This window comes from Kosakonia pseudosacchari (genome assembly GCF_900184035.1).
Classification (GTDB): domain Bacteria; phylum Pseudomonadota; class Gammaproteobacteria; order Enterobacterales; family Enterobacteriaceae; genus Kosakonia; species Kosakonia pseudosacchari.
In genome coordinates, this window is sequence record NZ_FXWP01000004.1 from 137175 (window position 1) to 154985 (window position 17811).

Annotated in this window: 17 protein-coding genes; 11 read left to right on the forward strand and 6 right to left on the reverse strand. The window is 56.5% G+C overall.

Annotated elements, in window-relative coordinates; genetic code table 11:
• Positions 1 to 125: 125 nt before the first annotated feature.
• Positions 126 to 1982 carry a PTS beta-glucoside transporter subunit IIABC gene (gene bglF / locus BN2591_RS00690; RefSeq protein ID WP_086868202.1) on the forward strand — a complete coding sequence of 619 codons (1857 nt, stop codon included), beginning with the start codon at positions 126 to 128 and terminating at the stop codon, positions 1980 to 1982.
• A 15-nt stretch (positions 1983 to 1997) separates the two neighbouring features.
• Positions 1998 to 3389, forward strand: coding sequence for a glycoside hydrolase family 1 protein (locus tag BN2591_RS00695; protein ID WP_086868204.1), 1392 nt, complete (start codon positions 1998 to 2000; stop codon positions 3387 to 3389).
• A 34-nt stretch (positions 3390 to 3423) separates the two neighbouring features.
• On the opposite strand, the gene BN2591_RS00700 is transcribed toward BN2591_RS00695, so the two are convergent.
• Positions 3424 to 4338: a LysR family transcriptional regulator gene (locus BN2591_RS00700; protein ID WP_086868205.1), complete on the reverse strand. Its 915-nt coding sequence runs from the start codon at positions 4336 to 4338 to the stop codon at positions 3424 to 3426.
• A gap of 73 nt (positions 4339 to 4411) precedes the next feature.
• Here BN2591_RS00700 and BN2591_RS00705 point away from each other — a divergent pair, with 73 nt between their 5' ends.
• Positions 4412 to 5368, forward strand: a complete 957-nt coding sequence (locus tag BN2591_RS00705) for an MBL fold metallo-hydrolase (protein WP_086868207.1) — start codon at positions 4412 to 4414, stop codon at positions 5366 to 5368.
• A gap of 39 nt (positions 5369 to 5407) precedes the next feature.
• On the opposite strand, the gene yohP is transcribed toward BN2591_RS00705, so the two are convergent.
• Positions 5408 to 5491, reverse strand: coding sequence for a small membrane protein YohP (gene yohP, locus BN2591_RS24855; protein WP_000698460.1), 84 nt, complete (start codon positions 5489 to 5491; stop codon positions 5408 to 5410).
• Positions 5492 to 5600: 109 nt separating this feature from the next.
• Between yohP and BN2591_RS00715 the strand changes: the two genes are divergently transcribed.
• A complete protein-coding gene (locus tag BN2591_RS00715) occupies positions 5601 to 6374 on the forward strand; it encodes an SDR family oxidoreductase (protein WP_086868209.1) in 774 nt (257 codons plus the stop codon).
• On the opposite strand, the gene BN2591_RS00720 is transcribed toward BN2591_RS00715, so the two are convergent.
• A complete protein-coding gene (locus BN2591_RS00720; protein ID WP_086868211.1) occupies positions 6371 to 6955 on the reverse strand; it encodes a DedA family protein in 585 nt (194 codons plus the stop codon). The two genes, BN2591_RS00715 and BN2591_RS00720, sit on opposite strands and share 4 nt — an antisense overlap.
• Before the next feature lie 170 nt (positions 6956 to 7125).
• Between BN2591_RS00720 and BN2591_RS00725 the strand changes: the two genes are divergently transcribed.
• The gene (locus BN2591_RS00725; protein ID WP_017459802.1) at positions 7126 to 7713 is read left to right on the forward strand and encodes a Yip1 family protein; all 588 of its coding nucleotides are present in this window, start codon (positions 7126 to 7128) and stop codon (positions 7711 to 7713) included.
• A gap of 170 nt (positions 7714 to 7883) precedes the next feature.
• Positions 7884 to 8828: a D-alanyl-D-alanine endopeptidase gene (gene pbpG, locus BN2591_RS00730; protein ID WP_086868213.1), complete on the forward strand. Its 945-nt coding sequence runs from the start codon at positions 7884 to 7886 to the stop codon at positions 8826 to 8828.
• On the opposite strand, the gene BN2591_RS00735 is transcribed toward pbpG, so the two are convergent.
• Entirely contained in the window at positions 8829 to 9383 is a 555-nt protein-coding gene (locus BN2591_RS00735; RefSeq protein WP_086868216.1) for a GNAT family N-acetyltransferase, read from the reverse strand.
• 101 nt (positions 9384 to 9484) lie between these two features.
• Positions 9485 to 11221, reverse strand: a complete 1737-nt coding sequence (gene dld / locus BN2591_RS00740; RefSeq protein WP_086868218.1) for a D-lactate dehydrogenase — start codon at positions 11219 to 11221, stop codon at positions 9485 to 9487.
• A 305-nt stretch (positions 11222 to 11526) separates the two neighbouring features.
• Here dld and bglX point away from each other — a divergent pair, with 305 nt between their 5' ends.
• From bglX to BN2591_RS00765, 5 genes are all read left to right on the forward strand, one after another.
• Positions 11527 to 13824 carry a beta-glucosidase BglX gene (bglX, locus tag BN2591_RS00745; RefSeq protein ID WP_086868220.1) on the forward strand — a complete coding sequence of 766 codons (2298 nt, stop codon included), beginning with the start codon at positions 11527 to 11529 and terminating at the stop codon, positions 13822 to 13824.
• 149 nt (positions 13825 to 13973) lie between these two features.
• Entirely contained in the window at positions 13974 to 14891 is a 918-nt protein-coding gene (gene osmF / locus BN2591_RS00750) for a glycine betaine ABC transporter substrate-binding protein OsmF (protein WP_086868221.1), read from the forward strand.
• Positions 14892 to 14899: 8 nt separating this feature from the next.
• Positions 14900 to 16054 carry an ABC transporter permease gene (locus tag BN2591_RS00755; protein ID WP_086868223.1) on the forward strand — a complete coding sequence of 385 codons (1155 nt, stop codon included), beginning with the start codon at positions 14900 to 14902 and terminating at the stop codon, positions 16052 to 16054.
• Positions 16047 to 16994, forward strand: coding sequence for an ABC transporter ATP-binding protein (locus BN2591_RS00760; RefSeq protein ID WP_086868227.1), 948 nt, complete (start codon positions 16047 to 16049; stop codon positions 16992 to 16994). Before BN2591_RS00755 ends, BN2591_RS00760 begins: the two co-directional genes overlap by 8 nt.
• A complete protein-coding gene (locus BN2591_RS00765) occupies positions 16978 to 17715 on the forward strand; it encodes an ABC transporter permease (protein WP_086868229.1) in 738 nt (245 codons plus the stop codon). Before BN2591_RS00760 ends, BN2591_RS00765 begins: the two co-directional genes overlap by 17 nt.
• On the opposite strand, the gene BN2591_RS00770 is transcribed toward BN2591_RS00765, so the two are convergent.
• Positions 17690 to 17803 carry a protein YohO gene (locus tag BN2591_RS00770; protein WP_086868231.1) on the reverse strand — a complete coding sequence of 38 codons (114 nt, stop codon included), beginning with the start codon at positions 17801 to 17803 and terminating at the stop codon, positions 17690 to 17692. The genes BN2591_RS00765 and BN2591_RS00770 overlap by 26 nt on opposite strands.
• Positions 17804 to 17811: the final 8 nt, after the last annotated feature.

Here is a 17811-nt window from a genome sequence, read left to right on the forward strand (position 1 = left end):
GCGCTTTACGGATTGTTACTGCAAGCATAATGCAGGCAAAACCTGAGTCCGACACCGCGAGGTGCCGGTCTCAGGTTTTTTTTTTACTTAGTCAACGCCTCCGGGCATGAAGTAAGGAACGCAGCATGGAATATCAAGCGCTGGCAAAAGAGATCCTCAGCCACGTCGGCGGCAAAGAGAACATCACAAGCCTGGTGCACTGCGCCACGCGGTTGCGCTTTAAACTTAAAGAGATGAAAAAAGCCGATGCCGAAGGCTTAAAAGCCAACCCCGGCGTGATTATGGTGGTGGAAAGCGGCGGCCAGTTTCAGGTGGTGATTGGTAACCACGTTCATGATGTCTGGCAAGCAGTGCGTAACGAAGCGGGCTTAACAGACGATACGCCCGTGGCGGCAGGCGATGATAAAGGCAGTCTGTTTGGCCGCATGATTGATATCATTTCCGGCATTTTCACCCCTTTTATCGGCATTCTTGCGGCGTCCGGTATCCTTAAAGGTTTACTGGCGCTGGCGGTCGTGTGTGGCTGGCTCACGACCACCAGCGGCACGTACAAAATCTGGTTCGCCGCCAGTGACGCGCTCTTTTTCTTCTTCCCGCTGATTCTCGGTTACACCGCCGGGAAAAAATTTGGCGGCAACCCGTTTATTACGATGGCGATTGGCGGCGCGTTAACGCACCCATTAATGATAAGTGCCTTTGAAGCCGGCCAGGCGAGCGGAGCGGTGAGCGAAACCTTCCTGGGTATGCCGGTCACCTTCATCAATTACAGCGGGTCGGTGATCCCCATTATTCTGGCTGCGTGGGTTAGCTGCTGGCTGGAAAAGCAGGGCAACCGCTTTCTGCACGCGTCGATTAAGAACTTCTTCACACCGCTGTTTTGCATTGCCATTACCGTGCCGCTGACATTTCTGGTGATTGGCCCGATCGCCACCTGGCTTAGCCAGATGCTGGCGCATGGCTACCAGGCGGTTTACACGCTGGCACCGTGGCTGGCGGGCGCGGCGCTCGGCGCGCTGTGGCAGGTTTGTGTGATTTTCGGTCTGCACTGGGGGCTGGTGCCGTTGATGATCAACAACCTGGCGGTGTTCGGCCAGGACACCATGCTGCCGATCCTGCTGCCTGCGGTATTAGGCCAGGTGGGGGCAACGCTGGGGATCTTCCTGCGTACCCGCGATGGCCGACAGAAAATGCTGGCAGGTTCCGCCATTGCCGCCGGTATTTTTGGTATTACCGAACCGGCGGTCTACGGTTTAACGCTGCCGCTGCGTCGTCCGTTTATTTTCGGTTGTGCCGCCGGGGCGATGGGCGGCGCGATTGTTGGCTTCAGCAACAGCCATGTTTACTCCTTCGGTTTTGCCAATGTCTTTACGCTGGCGCAGATGATCCCGCCGGGCGGCGTTGACGCCACGCTGTGGGGTGGCATTGTCGGGTGTGTGGTGGCGTTGGTGCTCTCCTGCGTATTGACGTTTGTTGCCGGTCTGCCGAAAACGACCGTTGCCGCAGAGCCGGTTGACGTTGTCCCGGCAACGGCCAGCGCGGTCCTCGCGCCGATGAACGGTAGCGTGCTGGCGCTCGACCAGGTGCCGGACACCACTTTCGCCAGCGGTTTGCTGGGGGAAGGGGTGGCGATTATTCCGGCTGATGGTCGGGTGGTGGCGCCGTTTGCCGGTGAAGTAGTTTCGTTGTTTGAAACCAAACACGCTATAGGCCTGCTCGGCGATAACGGCATTGAAGTGCTTATCCACGTCGGTATCGACACGGTGAAACTCGACGGGAAGCCCTTCACCGCCCATGTGCAGGTGGGTGACAAAGTGAAAGCCGGCGATCTGCTGCTGGAGTTCGATCGCGAGGCGATTATCGCCGCCGGATTCGATCTCGCCACGCCCATTATCATCAGTAACAGCGACAGCTTCGGTGGCGTTCACACCGTGGCCTCCCGTTCAGTTCAGGCCGGTATGCCGCTGCTTGCGGTTGCGGGTTAATCAAAGGAGAAAGAGATGAAAGCATTTCCTAAAGCGTTCTTATGGGGGGGCGCACTCGCGGCCAATCAGGTGGAGGGCGCGTATCTTGAAGGTGGGAAAGGTCTTTCGACCTCTGATGTACAGCCAAAAGGCGTGTTTGGCGATGTTGTCGAACGTGTGCCGGGTGACAGCGCCCTGAAAGATGTGGCGATCGATTTCTATCACCGCTACCCGGAAGACATCGCCCTGTTTGCCGAGATGGGGTTTCGCTGCCTGCGAGTGTCGATAGCCTGGACGCGCATCTTCCCCAACGGGGATGAGCCCGCGCCGAACGAAGCGGGGCTGGCATTTTACGATAAGCTGTTTGATGAGCTGGCAAAACATGGCATCACGCCGCTGGTCACGCTCTCCCACTATGAGATGCCATGGGGGCTGGTAAAGCAGTACGGCGGCTGGGGCAACCGCAAAACCATCGCGTTTTTCGAACGTTATGCGCGCGCGGTGTTCACCCGCTATGCCAGCAAAGTGAAACTGTGGCTGACCTTTAATGAGATCAACATGTCGCTGCACGCGCCGATGACCGGCGTAGGTCTGCCGGAAACCAGCAGCAAAGCGGAGGTGTACCAGGCCATTCATCACCAACTGGTGGCGAGTGCGCTGGCGGTAAAAGCCTGCCACGAGATTGTCTCTGACGGCAAAATCGGCAACATGTTGCTGGGCGGTTTGATGTATCCGCTGAGCTGTAAACCGGAAGATGTGCTGGAAGCGCTCCAGCAGAATCGTAGCTGGGAATTTTTTGGCGATGTGCAGTGCCGTGGCGCCTATCCGGGCTATATGCTGCGCTATTTCCGCGACAACGGCATTCGCATCGATATCACCGATGCTGACCGTGACGCGCTGAAATCGACTATCGATTTTATCTCTTTTAGCTACTACATGACCGGTTGTGTCACCACTGATGAAGAGTTGAACCAGAAAGCGCGCGGCAATATTCTCAGCATGGTGCAGAACCCGCATCTGGCAAGCTCTGAGTGGGGCTGGCAGATTGACCCGATTGGCCTGCGCACACTGCTTAATATGTTGTGGGATCGCTGGCAGAAGCCGCTGTTCATCGTTGAAAACGGGCTGGGCGCGAAAGACAAAGTGGAAGCGGACGGCAGCATTAACGACGATTACCGCATTGCTTATCTTAACGATCACCTGGTGCAGGTGCGCGAAGCGATTGACGATGGCGTGGAGGTGATGGGCTACACCAGTTGGGGGCCGATTGATCTGGTCAGCGCCTCCAAAGCGGAGATCTCTAAGCGTTACGGCTTCATTTATGTCGATCGCGATGATAATGGCAACGGCACCCTGGCACGCAGCCGTAAGAAAAGTTTTTACTGGTATCGCGATGTCATCGCCAGCAATGGCGAGAGTCTGAAATAACACCCGCTCTGCCCGTGTTGAGCGGGCAGAGGCGTCAGTTAAAGCGTTTAGCGATAAACGCTTTCAACCACATTACCGCCGGATCGCTGCTGTGGCGCTGATGCCACAGCATTGCCAGCTCAATTGGCTGCACATCCAGCGGCAGCGGGCTGCTCGCAAACCCGCGCGTGCGCTGCCACTCCTGCGCCAGGCCTGCCGGTACGGTTGCCAGTGCGGGCATGGTCTCCAGTAACCCCGGCAGGGCGGCGAAATGCGGCGTGGTGTAGTAGATGCGGCGCTGATGGCCGGTTTTTGCCAGCAGCGTGTCGAAGTGGCTGCTGGTGGCTTCACGGTAGCTGACCATTAAGTGCGGCTGCGCGGCAAAAGTGTCGATATCCAGCGGTGCGCTCAACGCCAGCTGTTGCGGATGCCAGAGCGTGATAAACGGCATGGTGGTCAGCACCTCGCGCTCCAGCCAGCGCGGTCCGGCCTCGGCGACGCTTATCGCCATATCCATCTCGCCGCCTTCCAGCCGACCTGCGTCGCTGAAGGGATCGCTGGCCACCACATTCAGGCGCATGCCAGGCGCGGCCTGTTGCAACGCCGGGATCAGCTTCGGCATCAGCCACATTTCCACCCAGTCCGCCATCCCGAGCGTCAGCGTAACGGTTGCCGTTTGCGGATCAAATGCCGTTTGCTGAAACAGCGCGCTTTGCAACTGCTCCAGCAGCGGTAGCAGTTCTGTGTGCAGCTCCACGGCGCGGGCGGTGGGCTGCATTTTATGGCCGCTACGAATAAACAACGGATCGTCAAACAAGGTACGCAGACGCGACAGCACACCGCTTACCGCCGGCTGACCCAGATGCAGCTTATCCGCTGCGGCGGAAACGCTCTGTTCGCGAAACAGCACCGCAAAGGCGATCAATAAATTAAGATCGATTTTGCGGAAATCATTCTCTTTGATAGTCATTATTACTCCAATCAATTGGAGTGATAGTAGCCGTTGCCGGATACTGGCGCAATGAAAACGACTGGAGAAGAGTATGAAACATTATCCACTTCTGTTGGCGCTGGCGACGGCGGGGTTGAGTTTTGGCGCTATTGCCGCCGCACCGCTCTCAACACACCAGCCGCAAGCGCCGGGTTTTTACCGCATGGCGATGGGCGACTGGCAAATCACCGCCGTTTCCGATGGCACGGTAGCGGTGCCGTTCGACAAACTGTTGACCCATATCACCCCGGAGCAGTTGCAGGAACGGATGGCGCAGGCCAGTTTACCCGTCAATGCCGAAACCTCGATCAACGCCTTTGTGATTAACACCGGCAAGCAGCTCATTCTGGTGGATGCCGGTGCCGGGCAGTTGTTTGGTGACGCGGGCGGTCATCTGCCGGAAAACCTGCGGGCGGCGGGCATTGATCCGGCGACCATCGATACGGTGCTGTTGACGCATATCCATGCCGATCACTCCGGCGGCGTGCAGCGCGACGGCAAACCGGTATTTGCGAATGCCACCGTGCGGGTCGATCAGCGTGATGTCGATTTCTGGCTCAATCCGGCGCATGAAAAAGAGGTAGAAGAGGGGCAGCGCCATACTTTTGCGGAGTCCGAACGCTCGCTGCGCCCGGTTATCGATGCCGGTAAGCTCAGCCCCTTCCGTGCGCCAACGCAAATTATCCCCGGCATTGAAGCGATCCCGGCCCCGGGACACACGCCAGGCAGCGTCATTTACCGCGTCACTCACGGCGGTAAGACGCTGATGCTGTGGGGCGATATTATTCACGCGCACCCGGTGCAACTGCCCCAGCCGGAAGTGGCGATCCATTTCGATGTTAATCAGCAGCAAGCGGTAACAACCCGTGAAAAGGTGCTGGCGCAGGTCGCGCGTGAAGGCGACTGGGTGGCCGCAGCGCATATTGCTTTCCCGGGTATCGGTAAAGTGATGAAAGCGGAGAACGGTTATCGCTGGGTGCCGGTGAATTACAGCGCGAAGGGGAATTAACAAGCAATGCCGGGTAGCGGGCGCTACCCGGCGACACAGTTAGAAGATCATCTTAAATACGCCGGTGACCACCAGCAGACCAATCAGAAAGATAATCAGGATTGCCCAAAGCAGTATCTTCATCATTTTCTTCGTCCTTTTTATATGCAGGTAGTTAAAAGCGTAGGCAATCTCACGCAGTTGTGCCTTTTTCCTATACTTACCTGTCTATTTGTTAACCAGAGGACGACCTATGCCTGTAACCAAAGTTGCGATTGTGACCGCCGCCGATTCCGGGATTGGCCGACAGTGTGCGCTGATGCTGGCGGAACAGGGGTTTGATATCGGCATTACCTGGCATTCGGACGAAAAGGGCGCGGAAGAGGCTGCTTTGCATGTTGAGGCGCTTGGACGGCGGGCGGAAACCATCCACCTCGATCTCAGCCAGTTGCCGGAAGGGGCGCAGGCGATTGAGACGTTGATTTCCCGCTTCGGGCGCATTGATGTGCTGGTGAATAACGCCGGGGCGATGAGCAAAGCCCCGTTTCTTGATATGAAATTTGAGGACTGGCGCAGCATTTTTACCGTCGATGTCGACGGCGCGTTTCTCTGCTCGCAAATCGCCGCCAGGCACATGGTGCAGCAGGGGCAGGGCGGGCGCATTATTAATATCACCTCGGTGCATGAGCATACGCCGTTACCGGACGCCAGCGCCTATACCGCCGCCAAACACGCGCTCGGCGGGTTAACCAAATCGATGGCGCTGGAACTGGTGGATCACAACATCCTGGTCAACGCCGTCGCGCCGGGGGCAATAGCCACGCCGATGAACAACATGCGCGATGAAGATGCAAAACCGGGTTCGTTGCCCATTGTTCCGCTGACAAGACCGGGCACCACCAAAGAGATCGCCAGCATGGTTGCCTGGCTCTGTTCAGAACATGCCAGCTACACCACCGGACAATCGTTGATTATTGATGGCGGTTTTATGCTGGCTAACCCGCAGTTCAAACCGAAAACGGCTTAGTCGTTCGCCGCGTTGCGCTGGCGTTTTTTCCGCCGATGATGAAACCACCAGCGCAGCGCCACCACCAGCACGATGGCGAGAATCAGCCAGATCCAGCGTTTAACATGCTGGTCGAACTGGTGCAGCCACGGGCCAATCACTTCCCCGCCTACGTAACCGAGCGTGGTAAACAGCAGTGCCCAGACGATGGCACCCACGATGTTGAGCGGCAGAAAGATTTTCGGTCGTAAACGGCTGGTGCCAATCAACAGTGGGCCAATAATACGAAAGCCGTACATAAAACGTGAACCAATAACAAACAGGTAGGGATGGCGGCGGATGAGCGACTGCGCCTGGTGGATTTTTTCCCGGTGACGGGAGAAGCGGCGCAGGATTTTCGTGCCGTAGCGTCTGCCGAGCAGATAGAGCAACTGATCGCCGATCATGCCGCCCAGCGCCACGGATATCACCACCAGCCAGAACCGTAATAGCCCCTGATGCGCGGCGACACCGCCCAGCAGGGTAATTGTCTCTCCTTCAGCCACACTACCAATCACCAGCGCGGCGTAGCCGTACTGGCTAATCAGATGATTGATATCCATTGTTTTTATGTCCTCCCGGTAAAACGCTTTTAAGCATACACCCGATATCGCGCCTTCGCCGGAATGACGCCGTTTCGTTGTCGCGCCATTTTTGTTGTTGTACAAAAAATAATCGTAATAGTGAATTATACTGACAGTGTCGATGTTCGGGCTTTCAGCGAGGGGGCGTTATGAACCATGTCTGGGGACTCTTTTCCCATCCCGATCGTGAAATGCAGGTTATTAAGGGCGAAAACGAGACAATCTCGCATCATTACACTCACCATGTGTTAATCATGGCGGCCATTCCGGTTGTCTGCGCGTTTATTGGGACGACGCAAATCGGCTGGAATTTTGGCGAAAACAGTGTGGTGACGCTGTCATTGTTTACCGGTTTCTATCTGGCGGTGCTGTTCTATGCGTTGATGCTGGCAGGCGTGGCGGTGATGGGGCGCGTGATCTGGTGGATGGCGCGTAGCTTGCCGCAGCGGCCCTCATTAGGGCGCTGCATGGTGTTCGCCGGTTATGTGGCAACACCGCTGTTTCTCAGTGGGATTGTGGCGCTCTATCCGCTGGTGTGGCTTTGCGCGCTGGTGGGGACCGTGGCGCTGTTTTACACCGGTTACTTGCTGTATGTCGGTATCCCAACCTTCCTGAATATCAATAAAGAAGAGGGCTTAAGTTTCTCAAGCTCGACGCTGGCGATCGGGGTGCTGGTACTCGAAGTGCTGCTGGCGCTGACGGTGATCCTGTGGGGTTACGGTTACCGCTTGTTCTAAACCTGTTGCGTTGCTGGCGTAAATGTCGGCAACGCAATCTCTCGCAACGATTATCCTCTGGCGGCAACCCTGCGTGGCGGCTATTATGCCAAAGCCAGCTCTGTTATTGCTCCGGCTGACAGAAGCGGTGTGCGTAATAACGTGCGTGAATAATTTTCAGAAGTCTCACCATGCAGAAATTTCGAGTTTCCTTATTAAGCCTGGCGTTAATACTGGCTGCGCCCGTGGCGCCGTTTGCCGTCGCGAAAACCACAGCGGCGACCATCGCCGCACAACCTGAAATCGCTTCAGGTAGCGCGATGATTGTCGATCTGCAAACCAATCAGGTTATCTACTCCAGCCACCCTGATCTGGTGCGTCCTATTGCTTCCATTACCAAGCTGATGACAGCGATGGTGGTGCTGGATGCGCACCTGCCGCTGGATGAGAAACTCAAAGTGGATATCAGCCAGACGCCGGAGATGAAAGGGATTTACTCTCGCGTGCGCCTCAATAGCGAAATCAGCCGTAAAGATATGCTGCTGCTGGCGCTGATGTCTTCGGAAAACCGCGCGGCGGCGAGTCTCGCGCACCACTATCCGGGCGGTTATAACGCCTTTATCGCGGCGATGAACGCCAAAGCGAAAGCGCTGGGCATGACTAATACCCATTATGTTGAGCCGACCGGCCTGTCAATTCACAACGTCTCGACCGCCCGCGACCTGAGCAAGCTGTTAATTGCCACCAAACAGTATCCGCTGATTGGTCAGCTCAGCACCACGCGTGAAGAGATGGCCACCTTCGCCAACCCGGCTTATACGCTGCCGTTTCGCAATACTAACCACCTGGTGTACCGCGATAACTGGAACATTCAGTTGACGAAAACCGGCTTTACCAATGCGGCAGGACACTGCCTGGTGATGCGCACCGTGATTAACAACAAACCGGTAGCGCTGGTGGTGATGGATGCGTTTGGCAAATTTACCCACTTTGCCGATGCCAGTCGTTTGCGCACCTGGATTGAAACCGGCAAAGTGCAGCCGGTTCCGGCTTCTGCATTAAGCTATAAGCGCCAGAAAGCGGCGCAGATGGCGCAAAACCCGTCTGCGGGTGAGCAGACCGCGCAAAACGATTAATTACTCCGGCAGCGTCCAGTCACCGTCGTTGAGTGGACGCTGCATGATCAGCGTATCCCGCCAGTCGCCTTTCTTGTAACCGACGCTTCGCAACTGCCCGGCAATCTCAAACCCGTGCTTTTTATGCAGCCGCAGCGAACCGGAATTGTTGTTGCCATCGCCAATCACCGCAATCAGTTGCCGCCACGGGCCTTCTTCGCAACGTGCGATCAATGCGCTCATCAACGTGCTGCCAATACCACGCCCGGTCATGCTGGCATCCACATAAATGGACTCTTCGAGCGTGTAACGATACGCCTCGCGCGGACGGTAATAACCGGCATAGCAATAACCGACCACGATGCCGTGATAGAGCGCCACCATCCACGGCAAACCCTCTTTCGCGATGCGATTCATGCGGGTGCGCATTTCATCAATAGTCGGCGGGACTTCTTCAAAGGAGGCGCGGCCGTGCAGAACATGCCAGGCGTAAAGCGAAGCGATGGCGTGAACGTCGTCAGGGCAGGCGTCGCGCACTACCACCGCAGGACCGGATAAGATATCGACAGCTGACATAACGGGTGTGCTCCTTCAAAGCAGGCGGCCATAGAAACGTTTCTCTGGCGCTGTTCGCTACTCTATTACGAAAGGAGCACACAATACAGCCCGTCGCCGGGTTATTTCATCGCCGTTGACGATGCATTATCTGTCGCCGATTCTTCCTGCCAGAACTTACGCTTGCTGGTTTTACCGATGCCGGGGTTCATGCTGTTTGTCGGGTCGTTTTCTTTATAAAAACGTTTTAACGGTTCAGCGGCTTCATACAGATGCCCGACGTTATGCTCGGCCGGATATTGCGCGCCACGCTGGCGTAACAGTTCCAGCATTTGCGCTTTCAGCGCATGGGCATCCACGCCTTTTTTCACAATGTAATCCTGGTGGAAAACATGGCACATAAAGTGGCCGTAATAGAGTTTATGCACCAGCTGGCTGTCGATTTCCGGCGGCAGATGCTCAAACCAGTCGCTGTCATTGCGGCGCAGCGCGATATCCAGCGCCAGAATATCCTCCACTTCATCGGCATGAACGGCCTGGTAACGGATCGCCGCACCGGCGGCGGCAAAGCGGTGTAAAAACGCTTTGCTCCCCTCTTCAGGAGTGCAAACGAAGAAATCCCCCTCGGCACTGGCAAAGTACGTTTTCAGCCAGTTTTCTGCTTCCGCAATGCCATCGCTGGACATTTTCAGCAGCAGGTGATGTTCATATTTATCGCGCCACGCTTTCATGCGCGGCGGCAGGTGAGACGGGAAAAAGCCGCTGATTTTTTGCAATGAGCGGTCAATAAAATGCGGCTTAAATACCGCCGCCTTTTCCAGTAGCGCTTCGGTGCGGCCTTTCATGGTGAAGAAGAACGGCATTTTGTCGGTGCCGAGTTTATCGATCATCAGGAAGGTGTCTTTACCGTAGCGTTCGGCGATATCGTAAATGTCGCGATGCATATACTCACCGGCCACCGGCAGGTGTTCGAAGTTCGCCAGAATATGACGGCGGATCTCCGCCAGCACTGCCGTTTGATTGGTGCCGATGTAGAACACTTGCTGGCGCGTTTCGGCCGGGAAGGTATCCAGACGCACGGCGAAAACCGCCAGTTTCCCCGCACAGCCGGACGCTTCGAACAAGCGCTGCGGGTCGGCGTTGTAACGCGCTGGCGTGTCGGCATCGACATCGCGCACGCGGGTGACGTAATCATGATCGTGGCCGTGGCGCTGGTCGTGCAGCACGTCGCTATCGCTCACACGATCGTCATCAAGCTTGCTTAAAATCTGCTCCGGCGTTTCCCCCAGCGAAATCCCTAAATGGTTCACCAGCACCAGTTTGCCCTGCTCATCAATGCGCGCGAATAGCGACATTTCGGTGTAGGCCGGGCCGCGTTGCACCAGCGAACCGCCAGAGTTATTGCAGATCCCGCCGATGACCGACGCGCCAATGCAGGAGGAGCCGATTACCGAATGCGGCTCGCGGCCCAGCGGTTTAAGCGCTTTTTCCAGCGAATAGAGCGTCGTACCAGGGTAGGCAAGCACCTGTTCGCCGTTATCCAGCAGGTGCAGCTTATCAAGGCGCAGGGTGCTGATAATCACGATTTCCCGGTCATAATCATTGCCGTTTGGCGTCGATCCTTCCGTCAGCCCGGTGTTGGCCGCCTGCATCAGAATAATTTTATCGGCGTTAACACAGGCCTGCAGAACGCGCCATAATTCGACCAGCGAGCCGGGGAAAACCACCGCCAGCGCATCGCCCTGTCCAGAGCGAAAGCCTTTACGATAGCGGGCCGTTTTGGCCGGGTCGGTAAGCAGGTGAGAAGCGCCAACCAGCCGTTTGAGTTCGCTGATAAAGGCGTTGTTTGGATGTGACATTATCCACTCCTTGTGGCTAATCATTGTTCAAGACATTTCATTCTTCGGGCCGTCTTTTATTGGCGTTGGCACCCGGAAGCTTATCTCAGTAAGCGTCATAAGAATGTGAACCTGCCGCTTTGGCGCGTTATGCATGATGACGTGTAAAGTGCGCATTAATGGTAGTCCCGTAAAACCAAACGGGGGAGCGAATTCGCATAAAAATCAGAGTCCCACTCTGCAACACGTGCCAGGATTATGGCACACTGCGTTTCTTTCGCGGCCAGTGACCGCGGTTATGGGTGAAAAACAAGAGAGTAAACGACATGAAATGGCTATGTTCTGTAGGTGTCGCTGTGAGCCTCGCGCTGCAACCAGCGCTGGCTCAGGAGATGTTCGGCAACCATCCGCTGACGCCAGAAGCAAGGGATGCGTTTGTCACTGAGTTGCTCAAGAAAATGACGGTCGATGAAAAAATCGGCCAGTTGCGTTTAATCAGCGTCGGGCCGGATAACCCAAAAGAAGCCATTCGCGACATGATCAAAGCAAGCCAGGTCGGCGCGATTTTTAACACCGTCACCCGGCAGGATATTCGCGCCATGCAGGATCAGGCGATGCAGCTTAGCCGTCTGAAAATCCCTCTGTTTTTCGCCTATGACGTGGTACACGGCCAGCGTACCGTCTTCCCGATTAGCCTCGGTCTTGCTTCCAGTTTTAACCTTGATGCGGTGAAAACGGTGGGCCGCGTTTCTGCCTATGAGGCGGCGGATGACGGCCTGAATATGACCTGGGCGCCAATGGTCGATGTCTCGCGCGATCCGCGCTGGGGCCGCGTTTCTGAAGGGTTTGGCGAAGATACGTACCTGACCGCTGAAATGGGTCGCACCATGGTCGAAGCGATGCAGGGCAAAAGCCCGGCGGATCGCTACGCGGTCATGACCAGCGTGAAACACTTCGCCGCTTATGGCGCGGTTGAAGGCGGTAAAGAGTACAACACCGTTGATATGAGCCCGCAGCGCCTGTTCAACGACTATATGCCGCCGTACAAAGCCGCGCTGGACGCTGGCAGCGGCGGCGTCATGGTGGCACTGAACTCGCTCAACGGCACGCCGGCGTCATCTGACTCGTGGTTGCTGAAAGATCTGCTGCGTGACGAATGGGGCTTTAAAGGCATCACCATTTCCGATCACGGGGCGATTAAAGAGCTGATTAAACATGGCACCGCCGCCGACCCCGAAGACGCCGTGCGCGTGGCGCTGAAGTCCGGCATCAACATGAGTATGAGCGATGAGTACTACAGCAAATACCTGCCGGGCCTGGTGAAATCCGGCAAAGTGACGATGGCGGAACTGGATGATGCCACCCGCCACGTGCTGAATGTGAAGTACGATATGGGGCTGTTTAACGATCCGTACAGCCACCTGGGGCCGAAGGAGAGCGACCCGAAAGATACCAATGCCGAAAGCCGTCTGCACCGCAAAGAAGCGCGTGAAGTGGCGCGCGAAAGTATGGTGCTGCTGAAAAACCGTCTGGAAACGCTGCCGCTGAAAAAATCGGGCACCGTGGCGGTGGTGGGCCCGCTGGCGGATAGTAAACGCGATTCAATGGGCAGCTGGTCTGCGGCTGGTGTTGCCGATCAGTCCGTTACCGTGCTGACCGGTATCCGCAACGCGCTGGCCGGTAAAGGTGAAGTGGTGTATGCCAAAGGGGCAAACATCACCAATGACAAAGATATCGTTAATTTTCTCAATCTCTATGAACCGGCGGTAGTGGTTGATCCGCGCTCGCCCAAAGAGATGATTGATGAAGCGGTCGCTGCGGCGAAAAAATCCGACGTGGTTGTTGCGGTTGTCGGTGAAGCACAGGGCATGGCGCATGAAGCCTCCAGCCGTACCGATATCACCATTCCGCAGAGCCAGCGCGATTTGATTGCTGCGCTGAAAGCCACCGGCAAACCGCTGGTGCTGGTGCTGATGAATGGTCGTCCGCTGGCGCTGGTGAAAGAGGATCAGCAAGCCGACGCCATTCTGGAAACCTGGTTTGCCGGCACCGAAGGCGGCAACGCCATTGCCGATATTCTGTTTGGTGATTACAACCCGTCCGGTAAACTGCCGATGTCTTTCCCGCGCTCGGTTGGTCAGATCCCGGTTTATTACAGCCACCTGAACACCGGACGCCCGTATGACGCCGATAAACCGAACAAATATACCTCCCGCTACTTCGACGAAGCGAACGGCCCGCTCTATCCGTTTGGTTATGGCCTGAGCTACACCACCTTTAAAGTCTCTGACGTGAAGATGTCTGCGCCGTCGATGACGCGCACCGGCAAAGTGACCGCCAGCGTTGAGGTGACCAACACCGGCAAGCGCGAAGGCGAAACGGTTATCCAGATGTATTTGCAGGATGTCACCGCGTCAATGAGCCGTCCGGTAAAACAACTGCGCGGCTTTGATAAGGTGAATCTGAAACCGGGCGAAACCCAAACCGTTAGCTTCCCGATCGATATTAATGCGCTGAAATTCTGGAACCAGCGTATGAAATATGACGCGGAGCCGGGCAAATTCAACGTCTTTATCGGCGTTGATTCCGCGCGCGTGAATCAGGGTTCTTTCGAACTGCGTTAACCTTTCCCTGGCCGGGAAACCGGCCTGATTTTCCTCGCTATATCTTATTCCTTTATCGTTTAGGGCTCTCAGGCGACAAAGCCGCTATTTTTCGGCTACGCTCTTTTCTCAAGCTGCTGAAAAAGGCGGTAAAAAATGAGGGAAGTACAATGACAATCATGAAAAAGATTGCGTGCTCAATAGGGTTGATGGCCGCTGTGAGCCTCCCGCTGCAGGCGGCGGAGCCGGTAAAGGTCGGTTCTAAAATTGATACCGAAGGGGCGCTGCTGGGCAATATCATTTTGCAGGTTCTGGAAAGTCATGGCGTAAAAACAGTCAATAAAGTGCAACTCGGCACCACGCCAGTGGTGCGCGGCGCGATCACCTCTGGTGAGCTGGACATTTATCCGGAGTACACCGGTAACGGTGCGTTCTTCTTTAAAGATGAGAACGATGCGGCGTGGAAAAACGCGCAGCAGGGCTACGAGAAAGTCAAAAAGCTGGATGCTGAAAAAAATAAGCTGGTCTGGCTAACCCCCGCCCCGGCGAACAACACCTGGACGATTGCGGTGCGTCAGGATGTGGCGCAGAAAAACAAACTTAACTCGCTTGAGGATCTGAGCCGCTACCTGAAGCAGGGCGGTGAATTTAAGCTCGCCGCTTCGGCTGAATTCATTGAGCGCACCGATGCGCTGCCCGCGTTTGAAAAAGCCTACGACTTTAAGCTGAAACAGGATCAATTGTTGTCGCTGGCCGGTGGCGATACGGCGGTCACCATCAAAGCAGCAGCGCAGCAAACCTCCGGCGTCAATGCGGCGATGGCCTACGGTACGGATGGACCGGTGGCAGCGCTGGGTCTGCAGACCCTGAGCGATCCGAAAGGGGTGCAGCCCATCTATGCGCCAACGCCAGTGGTTCGCGAATCTGTGCTGAAAGCCTACCCGGAACTGGATACGTGGCTAAAACCGGTCTTTGCCAGCCTGGATGAGAAAACGCTGCAAAAACTCAATGCCAGTATTGCGGTGGAAGGGCTGGATGCGAAGAAAGTCGCGGCTGACTACCTGAAAGAAAAAGGCCTGGTGAAATAATTACCCCTATGGATGTTTCGATACGCTGCCATAACCGTGTGTTGTTGCTGTTGGCGGTACTGGGCGGGTTGGCGGCGTGGCTGCCGTTTGTGAACTATGCGCCAAACCGGCTGGTCTCCGGCGAAAGCCGCGCCTTATGGCAGCTTTTTTCCGCGCTCTGGTTACTGGCACCCGCGATATTACTGGCGATGAGTTTTCTGCCCGGTCGCGGTACACAGGTGGCAACGTTGCTGTTCACCGAAGTGCTGTTCTGCCTGCTGATATGGAGCGCGGGCAGGGCGGCGACCGATCTCGTGCAAACGGGCAGCCCGCTGGCGCGCACATCACCCGGCAGCGGGTTGTGGCTGTGGCTGGCACTGACGCTTTTGGCCTGTAGCGATGCGATTCGCCGCGTGGTGGTAAACCCCGTGTGGCGCTGGTTGCTGCATGCGCAGGTGTGGTGCTTTCCTCTCTATTTATTACTCAGCGGCGCGCTGGATAATCTCTCACTGCTACGCGAATACACCAATCGCCAGGATGTGTTCAACGATGCGCTGGCGCAGCATTTAACGCTGTTGTTTGGCACGCTGTTGCCTGCGCTGGTGTTCGGCTTCGCCGTCGGGTTGTGGTGCTATCGTCATCCTTCCCGGCAGGGACCGGTATTCGCTCTGCTCAACGTCATTCAAACCATTCCTTCGGTGGCGCTATTCGGCTTACTGATAGCCCCGCTTGCCGGGCTGGTACAGCAATTTCCTGAGCTTGGTCGTTTTGGCATTGCCGGAACCGGCCTGACACCGGCACTGATTGCGCTCATTCTCTATGCCTTACTGCCGCTGGTGCGCGGCGTGGTCGCCGGATTAAACCAGGTATCGCAGGAGGTGCTGGAAAGCGCCGAAGCGATGGGCATGAGCGCGCGTCAGCGTTTCTGGCAGGTGCGCGTGCCGCTGGCGCTTCCGCTGCTGCTGCGCAGCCTGCGGGTGGTGGCGGTGCAAACGGTCGGGATGGCGGTGATCGCCGCATTGATCGGCGCGGGCGGGTTTGGTGCGCTGGTCTTTCAGGGGCTGCTGAGCAGCGCGCTGGATCTGGTGTTGCTGGGCGTCATTCCGGTCATCGCGATGGCGGTGATTGTTGATGCGTTATTTGCGTTAGGGATAGCGCTGCTGAAGGTGAAACATCATGATTGAATTTAATAACGTCAGTAAAACCTTTGCCGGTCAGCCCGCGGTTAGCCATCTCGATTTGCAGGTTAAAACTGGCGCGTTTTCGGTGCTGATTGGCACCTCGGGTTCCGGAAAATCCACCACCCTGAAGATGATTAACCGGCTGGTGGAGCATGACGAAGGCACAATTACCTTTGCCGGGGTAGATATCCGCTCGCTGCCGGTGCTGGAACTGCGCCGTCGCATGGGGTATGCCATTCAGTCGATTGGATTATTTCCTCACTGGACGGTGGCGCAGAACATTGCCACCGTGCTGCAACTGCAAAAATGGTCGCGCGCGAAGCGCGACGCGCGGGTTGATGAACTGATGGCCTTGCTTGGGCTGGAGTCTTCCCTGCGCGAGCGTTTTCCCCATCAGCTTTCCGGCGGGCAGCAGCAGCGTGTGGGCGTTGCCCGTGCGCTTGCCGCCGATCCGGAAGTCCTGTTAATGGATGAACCTTTCGGCGCGCTTGATCCCGTGACACGCGCGGCGTTACAGCAGGAGATGGTGCGTATTCACCGCCTGCTTGGACGCACCATTGTGCTGGTGACGCATGACATTGATGAAGCCTTACAACTGGCCGATCACCTGGTGTTGATGGATGGTGGCAAGGTGGTACAGCAGGGCACTCCGTTATCGATGCTGACCGCGCCGCGTAACGATTTCGTGCGCGAGTTTTTTGGCCGCAGCGAGCTTGGCGTGCGGCTGCTCTCATTGCGTCAGGTGAGCGGATATCTGCGCAGTGAACGCGTTGATGTCGGTGAACCGCTTCAGGCAGCGATGACGCTGCGTGAAGCGCTCTCGGCTTTTGTCGCCCAGCAGTGCGAGGTGTTGCCGGTGAATAATGCGCAGGGGCAGCCCTGCGGCAGTCTGCATTTTCGCGATTTGCTGCGCGTGGAGGCCGCCTGTGAAGATCCTGCGTGATCCGCTACTGTGGCTGATGGTGCTGTTTATTGCGCTGCTGGTCTGGTTGCCGCACAGCGCGGCGCTGTTTAGTTCGTTCTTTCCGCAACTGCCGCGCCCGGTCTATTTGCAGGAGAGTTTTATTTCGCTTACCGTCGCCCATTTCTCGCTGGTCGCGGTTTCCAGCGTGATAGCGATTGTGCTGGGCGTTGGCGCAGGCATTGCGGTCACGCGTTCTGCCGGGCGGGAGTTTCGCCCGCTGGCGGAAACCATTGCCGCCGTGGGGCAAACTTTTCCCCCGGTGGCGGTGCTGGCGATTGCCGTGCCGGTAATGGGCTTTGGTAAACAACCGGCGATTATTGCGCTGGTACTGTATGGCGTATTGCCGATTTTACAGGGGACGCTGGCGGGGATCGCCTCGGTACCGGAAAGCGTGCAAAGTGTGGCGAAAGGCATGGGTATGAGCGCGTGGCAGCGGTTGTTAAAAGTCGAATTACCGCTCGCCGCACCGCTGATTATCGCCGGGGTGCGCACGTCAGTGATTATTAATATCGGCACCGCCACCATCGCGTCAACGGTGGGAGCAAGTACGCTGGGGACGCCAATCATCATTGGCCTGAGCGGTTTTAATACGGCTTATGTGGTGCAGGGGGCGGTGCTGGTGGCGCTGGCAGCGATTATTGTCGATCGGGGATTTGAACGGCTGGCGCAGCGGCTCAACCGACACCGCCACGCACAATAAACGAATAACCGGCGAGCATGACGCCACCAATTCCGCCGATAGCCATCAGCAAAAAGATAGCGATAACAAGGATTTTACCAGACTTCATTTTATGCT

What these genes read in the sequence shown, in the direction of transcription:
- bglF (WP_086868202.1), top strand. Translation starts at nt 126, where the DNA reads ATGGAATATCAAGCGCTGGCAAAAGAGATCCTCAGCCACGTCGGCGGC.
- BN2591_RS00695 (WP_086868204.1), top strand. Translation starts at nt 1,998, where the DNA reads ATGAAAGCATTTCCTAAAGCGTTCTTATGGGGGGGCGCACTCGCGGCC.
- BN2591_RS00700 (WP_086868205.1), bottom strand. Translation starts at nt 4,338, where the DNA reads ATGACTATCAAAGAGAATGATTTCCGCAAAATCGATCTTAATTTATTG.
- BN2591_RS00705 (WP_086868207.1), top strand. Translation starts at nt 4,412, where the DNA reads ATGAAACATTATCCACTTCTGTTGGCGCTGGCGACGGCGGGGTTGAGT.
- yohP (WP_000698460.1), bottom strand. Translation starts at nt 5,491, where the DNA reads ATGAAGATACTGCTTTGGGCAATCCTGATTATCTTTCTGATTGGTCTG.
- BN2591_RS00715 (WP_086868209.1), top strand. Translation starts at nt 5,601, where the DNA reads ATGCCTGTAACCAAAGTTGCGATTGTGACCGCCGCCGATTCCGGGATT.
- BN2591_RS00720 (WP_086868211.1), bottom strand. Translation starts at nt 6,955, where the DNA reads ATGGATATCAATCATCTGATTAGCCAGTACGGCTACGCCGCGCTGGTG.
- BN2591_RS00725 (WP_017459802.1), top strand. Translation starts at nt 7,126, where the DNA reads ATGAACCATGTCTGGGGACTCTTTTCCCATCCCGATCGTGAAATGCAG.
- pbpG (WP_086868213.1), top strand. Translation starts at nt 7,884, where the DNA reads ATGCAGAAATTTCGAGTTTCCTTATTAAGCCTGGCGTTAATACTGGCT.
- BN2591_RS00735 (WP_086868216.1), bottom strand. Translation starts at nt 9,383, where the DNA reads ATGTCAGCTGTCGATATCTTATCCGGTCCTGCGGTGGTAGTGCGCGAC.
- dld (WP_086868218.1), bottom strand. Translation starts at nt 11,221, where the DNA reads ATGTCACATCCAAACAACGCCTTTATCAGCGAACTCAAACGGCTGGTT.
- bglX (WP_086868220.1), top strand. Translation starts at nt 11,527, where the DNA reads ATGAAATGGCTATGTTCTGTAGGTGTCGCTGTGAGCCTCGCGCTGCAA.
- osmF (WP_086868221.1), top strand. Translation starts at nt 13,974, where the DNA reads ATGACAATCATGAAAAAGATTGCGTGCTCAATAGGGTTGATGGCCGCT.
- BN2591_RS00755 (WP_086868223.1), top strand. Translation starts at nt 14,900, where the DNA reads ATGGATGTTTCGATACGCTGCCATAACCGTGTGTTGTTGCTGTTGGCG.
- BN2591_RS00760 (WP_086868227.1), top strand. Translation starts at nt 16,047, where the DNA reads ATGATTGAATTTAATAACGTCAGTAAAACCTTTGCCGGTCAGCCCGCG.
- BN2591_RS00770 (WP_086868231.1), bottom strand. Translation starts at nt 17,803, where the DNA reads ATGAAGTCTGGTAAAATCCTTGTTATCGCTATCTTTTTGCTGATGGCT.